The 5,828-nt window shown below is 68.8% G+C and carries 4 protein-coding genes and 1 pseudogene; all 5 read left to right on the forward strand.

Annotation, left to right across the window (positions count from 1 at the left end):
* Positions 1-1,206 (forward strand): chromosomal replication initiator protein DnaA (dnaA, locus tag ABZ281_RS34250; protein WP_356661887.1); only part of this gene is annotated, 1,206 nt, incomplete at its 5' end.
* A 1,042-nt stretch (positions 1,207-2,248) separates the two neighbouring features.
* Positions 2,249-3,379, forward strand: a complete 1,131-nt coding sequence (gene dnaN / locus ABZ281_RS34255; RefSeq protein ID WP_356661889.1) for a DNA polymerase III subunit beta — start codon at positions 2,249-2,251, stop codon at positions 3,377-3,379.
* A gap of 203 nt (positions 3,380-3,582) precedes the next feature.
* The gene (gene gnd, locus ABZ281_RS34260) at positions 3,583-4,458 is read left to right on the forward strand and encodes a phosphogluconate dehydrogenase (NAD(+)-dependent, decarboxylating) (protein WP_356661891.1); all 876 of its coding nucleotides are present in this window, start codon (positions 3,583-3,585) and stop codon (positions 4,456-4,458) included.
* An 85-nt stretch (positions 4,459-4,543) separates the two neighbouring features.
* Positions 4,544-5,665 carry a DNA replication/repair protein RecF gene (gene recF, locus ABZ281_RS34265; protein ID WP_356661893.1) on the forward strand — a complete coding sequence of 374 codons (1,122 nt, stop codon included), beginning with the start codon at positions 4,544-4,546 and terminating at the stop codon, positions 5,663-5,665.
* Positions 5,662-5,742: pseudogene (locus ABZ281_RS34270) on the forward strand (DUF721 domain-containing protein); the annotation flags it as partial. The gene recF and the pseudogene ABZ281_RS34270, both read left to right, overlap by 4 nt.
* Between the last annotated feature and the right edge of the window lie 86 nt (positions 5,743-5,828).

Genomic DNA, 5,828 nt, shown 5'->3' on the forward strand with positions numbered 1-5,828 from the left:
ACCTCGCGCGGTGACTACGACCAGCGCGACCCGGTGCGCAGGGATGTGCCCGAGCCGCCGGTCGGCTCGGGACACGTCCACCGCGGCGGCCCGGTCGGCCCGAACCTGCCGACGACCGGTGCGCCCGGCCCGCTGGCCGCACAGCCCGCGCCGGCGACCGGCCCAGGCGAACCCACCGCGCGTCTGAACCCGAAGTACCTCTTCGACACGTTCGTCATCGGCGCCTCCAACCGTTTCGCGCACGCGGCGGCGGTCGCTGTGGCCGAGGCGCCGGCGAAGGCGTACAACCCCTTGTTCATCTACGGGGAGTCCGGGCTCGGCAAGACGCACCTGCTGCACGCGATCGGGCACTACGCGCGCAGCCTCTACCCGGGCACGCGGGTGCGGTACGTGAGCTCGGAGGAGTTCACCAACGAGTTCATCAACTCCATCCGCGACGGCAAGGGCGACAGCTTCCGCAAGCGGTACCGCGAGATGGACATCCTGCTCGTCGACGACATCCAGTTCCTGGCGGACAAGGAGTCGACGCAGGAGGAGTTCTTCCACACCTTCAACACGCTCCACAACGCCAACAAGCAGATCGTGCTGTCCTCCGACCGGCCGCCGAAGCAGCTGGTGACGCTGGAGGACCGGCTGCGGAACCGTTTCGAGTGGGGTCTGATCACGGACGTCCAGCCGCCCGAGCTGGAGACGCGGATCGCGATCCTCCGCAAGAAGGCGGTGCAGGAGCAGCTGAACGCTCCGCCGGAGGTGCTGGAGTTCATCGCGTCCCGGATCTCACGGAACATCCGTGAGTTGGAGGGCGCGCTGATCCGGGTCACGGCGTTCGCCTCGCTCAACCGGCAGCCGGTGGACCTGGGGCTGACGGAGATCGTCCTCAAAGACCTCATCCCCGGTGGCGACGACTCGGCGCCCGAGATCACGTCCACGGCCATCATGGGCGCGACGGCGGACTACTTCGGGCTGACCGTCGAGGACCTGTGCGGTACCTCGCGCGGCCGCGCCCTCGTCACGGCCCGGCAGATCGCCATGTACCTGTGCCGTGAGCTGACGGACCTGTCGCTCCCGAAGATCGGCGCGCTGTTCGGCGGCCGCGACCACACCACGGTCATGCACGCGGACCGCAAGATCCGCAATCTGATGGCCGAGCGCCGCTCCATCTACAACCAGGTCACGGAACTGACCAACCGCATCAAGAACGGCTGACGGCGACGGCGGCTCTCCGCTGAAGGCCGCTGGGGGCGCCACCCGGAAGATCCGGGGGCGCCCTTCTTCTTGCCCTGCGCCGTGGTGGCGCTCGCCGCTCCGTGCTGGCGCTCGCCGCTCCGTGCTCCGGCCGCTACGCAGCGGCCTCCTTTTCCGGTCACCTCCGCCCGCCTCCGGTCGCCGCAGCGGCCGCGCGGCCCGCTTTCCGGGCCGCCGAGTCCCGTCACCGGCTCCCGCCTCGCACACCTCGCCGCAACCCGCTGTTCGATTAATCGCCGGGTTACGGCCTCCCTCCACAGATTCGGGGACTTTCTGCCGTCCACATCCTGGGGACCGGGGAGTTGTCCAGATCGTGTCCACAGCGGCCCCTGTTGAAAGACCATCAGACCAGCTCAGGTGGTTGTGGATTCGTGGACGAAGGATCTCCACAGACTGTGGACGACGAGATGATCCACAGGCTGTGCACCGAGTTGTCCACCGGTCGCCCACAGGCTGGGGGCGGTTGTCCCCAGTGATCGGCCCCTTCTCCACATGTCTGTCCACTGTTCGGCAACGCGACGCGCCTTCTCACCGGGTCGAGTGAAAGGCGTCACACGAAGGTGCCGGGTTGGGCTGTGGGAAAGGTGGGTAAAGCTGGGGACGGCGCTGGGGAGAACTCGCCTCACCCTGTGCACGGCGTGTGCAGAACTTTCTGTTCTCCACAGATACGCCCGGTTGTCCACCGCCTCCACCCACAGGACCCGTGGACAAAATTCCTGCCCTGAGCTGGGCAAACGAGGTTATCCACGGTATCCACAGCCCCTACTACTACTCCCGACTAGAGAGAGCTGGGAATCCGTTTCGAAGCGGGTCCTGTGCACAACTCGCTCTTCGGTGCCCGGCTGACCCTTGTCACGACTTGACCCCGAGCGGCACCTACTGTCAGTGCGGTGCGTCAGACTGGTCCCCGGTGTCCTCCCCCTCACAGGGACCGTCGACACCGAGACAGACGACGAGGGCCAGGCAGAGCGAGAAGCGCCGGCAACAGCAGGAGGCGGCAACAGTGAAGATCCGGGTGGAACGCGACGTACTCGCGGAGGCAGTGGCCTGGGCGGCACGCAGCCTCCCGGCCCGTCCGCCGGCGCCTGTCCTCGCCGGCCTGCTGCTGAAGGCCGAGGACGGCCAGCTGAGCCTGTCCAGCTTCGACTACGAGGTCTCCGCACGGGTGTCCGTGGAGGCCGAGGTCGACGAGGAGGGCACGGTTCTGGTCTCCGGCCGCCTGCTCGCGGACATCTGCCGCGCGCTGCCGAACCGGCCGGTGGAGATTTCCACAGACGGTGTACGGGCGACCGTGGTCTGCGGCTCGTCCCGGTTCACACTCCACACCCTGCCTGTGGAGGAGTACCCGGCCCTGCCGCAGATGCCGAACGCGACGGGCACGGTACCCGGCGAGGTCTTCGCCTCCGCCGCCTCCCAGGTGGCCATCGCGGCCGGCCGTGACGACACGCTGCCCGTCCTCACCGGTGTCCGCATCGAGATCGAGGGCGACACCGTCACGCTCGCGTCCACCGACCGCTACCGTTTCGCGGTACGCGAGTTCCTGTGGAAGCCGGAGAGCCCCGACGCCTCCGCCGTCGCGCTGGTGCCCGCCAAGACGCTCCTGGACACCGCCAAGGCCCTGACCAGCGGCGACCAGGTGATCCTGGCGCTGTCCGGCTCGGGCTCCGGTGAGGGCCTGATCGGCTTCGAGGGCGCCGGCCGCCGTACGACGACCCGCCTCCTGGAGGGCGACCTCCCGAAGTACCGCTCGCTGTTCCCGACGGAGTTCAACAGCGTCGCCGTGATCGAGACCGCCCCCTTCGTGGAGGCCGTCAAGCGCGTGGCCCTGGTCGCCGAGCGCAACACCCCGGTGCGGCTCAGCTTCGAGCAGGGCGTGCTCATCCTGGAAGCCGGTTCCAGCGACGACGCACAGGCTGTGGAAAGGGTTGACGCCCAGCTCGAGGGCGACGACGTCTCGATCGCCTTCAACCCGACGTTCCTGCTGGACGGCCTGAGCGCCATCGACTCCCCGGTGGCCCAGCTGTCGTTCACGACGTCCACCAAGCCCGCGCTGCTCAGCGGCAAGCCGGCGCTGGACGCCGAGGCGGACGAGGCCTACAAGTACCTGATCATGCCGGTGCGCCTGAGCGGCTGAGCCCGCTCGAGGGCCGGTGAGCCGCAGAGGATCACGGTTGTCCACAGGCTGAGGACAAACCCGCAGGTGAGGGCGTACGACTGAGCGCGTATGCCCACAGATGTGCGCGAGCGTCCGGGTTTAGGCTCGGACGCGGGCACGAAAGTGCCTCGCGGTACGCACGTGCCGCCACGCCACGTCGCAGAACCTAAGGAACACAACTGATGGAGCTCGGTCTCGTCGGCCTCGGCAAGATGGGCGGCAACATGCGCGAGCGGATATGCCGCGCAGGCCACACCGTCCTCGGATACGACCGCAACCCGGACCTCGCCGATGTCCACAGCCTGGAAGAGCTTGTGGGCAAGCTCAGCGGCCCGCGCGTGATCTGGGTGATGGTCCCGGCCGGTGAGGCCACGCAGACCACGATCGACCAGCTCGCCGAGTTGCTGGAGCCCGGCGATGTCGTCGTGGACGGCGGCAACTCCCGTTGGACCGACGACGAGAAGCACGCCGAGGAACTGGCGGCCAAGGGCATCGGTTTCGTCGACTGCGGCGTCTCCGGCGGTGTCTGGGGTCTGGAGAACGGCTATGCGCTGATGTACGGCGGCGACAGGGAGAACGTCGCCAAGGTGCAGCCGGTCTTCGACGCCCTCAAGCCGGAGGGCGACTCCGGCTCGGTGCACGCCGGCAAGGTCGGTGCGGGCCACTTCGCGAAGATGGTCCACAACGGCATCGAGTACGCGATGATGCAGGCCTACGCCGAGGGCTGGGAGCTTCTGGAGAAGGTCGACTCCGTGACCGACGTCCGGGAGGTCTTCCGCTCCTGGCAGGAGGGCACGGTCATCCGCTCCTGGCTGCTCGACCTCGCGGTCAACGCGCTCGACGGGGACGAGCACCTCGACGGGCTGCGGGGTTATGCACAGGACTCCGGCGAGGGACGCTGGACTGTGGAAGCAGCCATCGACAACGCGGTGCCGCTGCCGGCGATCACCGCGTCGCTGTTCGCGCGGTTCTCCTCCCGTCAGGAGGACTCGCCCCAGATGAAGATGATCGCGGCGCTGCGGAACCAGTTCGGCGGTCACGCGGTCGAGAAGAAGTAGTCCGAGCAGCAGTCCCGTCGAGAAGAAGTAGTCCACAGGACTGCACGGCAGTCCACGAACGTCCGGGGAGGTCGGCGAAACGACCATGCACGTCACGCATCTGTCGCTGGCCGACTTCCGCTCGTACCCCCGGGTCGAGGTCCCGCTCGACCCCGGGGTGACGGCTTTCGTCGGGCCGAACGGGCAGGGCAAGACCAACCTCGTCGAGGCCGTCGGCTATCTCGCCACCCTCGGCAGCCACCGGGTCTCCTCCGACGCCCCCCTGGTCCGCATGGGCGCCGAGCGGGCGATCATCCGGGCCCAGATCAGGCAGGGCGAACGACAGCAGCTGGTCGAGCTGGAGCTGAACCCGGGGCGCGCCAACCGGGCCCGGATCAACCGGTCCTCGCAGGTCAGACCGCGTGACGTGCTGGGGATCGTCCGGACCGTGCTGTTCGCGCCCGAGGACCTCGCGCTGGTCAAGGGCGACCCCGGGGAGCGGCGCCGCTTCCTCGACGAGCTCATCACCGCGCGCTCACCGCGCATGGCGGGGGTCCGTTCCGACTACGACCGGGTCCTCAAGCAGCGCAACACCCTGCTCAAGTCGGCGGCGCTGGCCCGCCGGCACGGCGGTCGCACCATGGACATGTCCACCCTCGACGTCTGGGACCAGCATCTCGCGCGCGCGGGCGCCGAGTTGCTCGCCCAGCGCCTGGACCTGATCGCCACGATCCAGCCGCTGGCCGACAAGGCGTACGAGCAACTGGCCCCCGGCGGCGGTCCGATCGCGCTGGAGTACAAACCGTCCGCGCCGGGCGAGGCGCACACCCGCGAGGACCTCTTCGAGCAGCTGATGGCCGCGCTCGCGGAGGCCCGCAAGCAGGAGATCGAACGCGGCGTCACCCTGATCGGCCCGCACCGGGACGACCTTCAGCTCAAGCTCGGCCAGCTCCCCGCCAAGGGCTACGCCTCCCATGGCGAGTCCTGGTCCTACGCACTGGCGCTGCGCCTGGCCTCGTACGACCTGCTCAGGGCGGAGGGCAACGAGCCGGTGCTGGTGCTCGACGACGTCTTCGCGGAGCTGGACACCCGTCGCCGTGAGCGCCTCGCCGAGCTGGTCGCGCCCGGCGAGCAGGTCCTGGTGACGGCCGCGGTCGACGACGACGTACCGCATGTGCTGTCCGGGACGCGGTTCACCGTGTCCGAGGGGACGGTGGAGCGCGTATGACGGAGAACACACCCGGCGGCGCCCCCGAGCCTTCCGGCGTCGACCTCGCGCGCGTGGCCCTGCGCGCCGCCAAGGAAGGACCCGATCGTCTGACGGGGAGCCGCCGTGATTCCCGGAGAGATCCTCTTCGCCGACGGGCCGATTGCCTACAACGAGGGCCGCG

Origin of the sequence: Streptomyces sp. NPDC006265 (assembly GCF_040613555.1) — a bacterium.
In the GTDB taxonomy this organism is placed as follows: Bacteria; Actinomycetota; Actinomycetes; order Streptomycetales; family Streptomycetaceae; genus Streptomyces.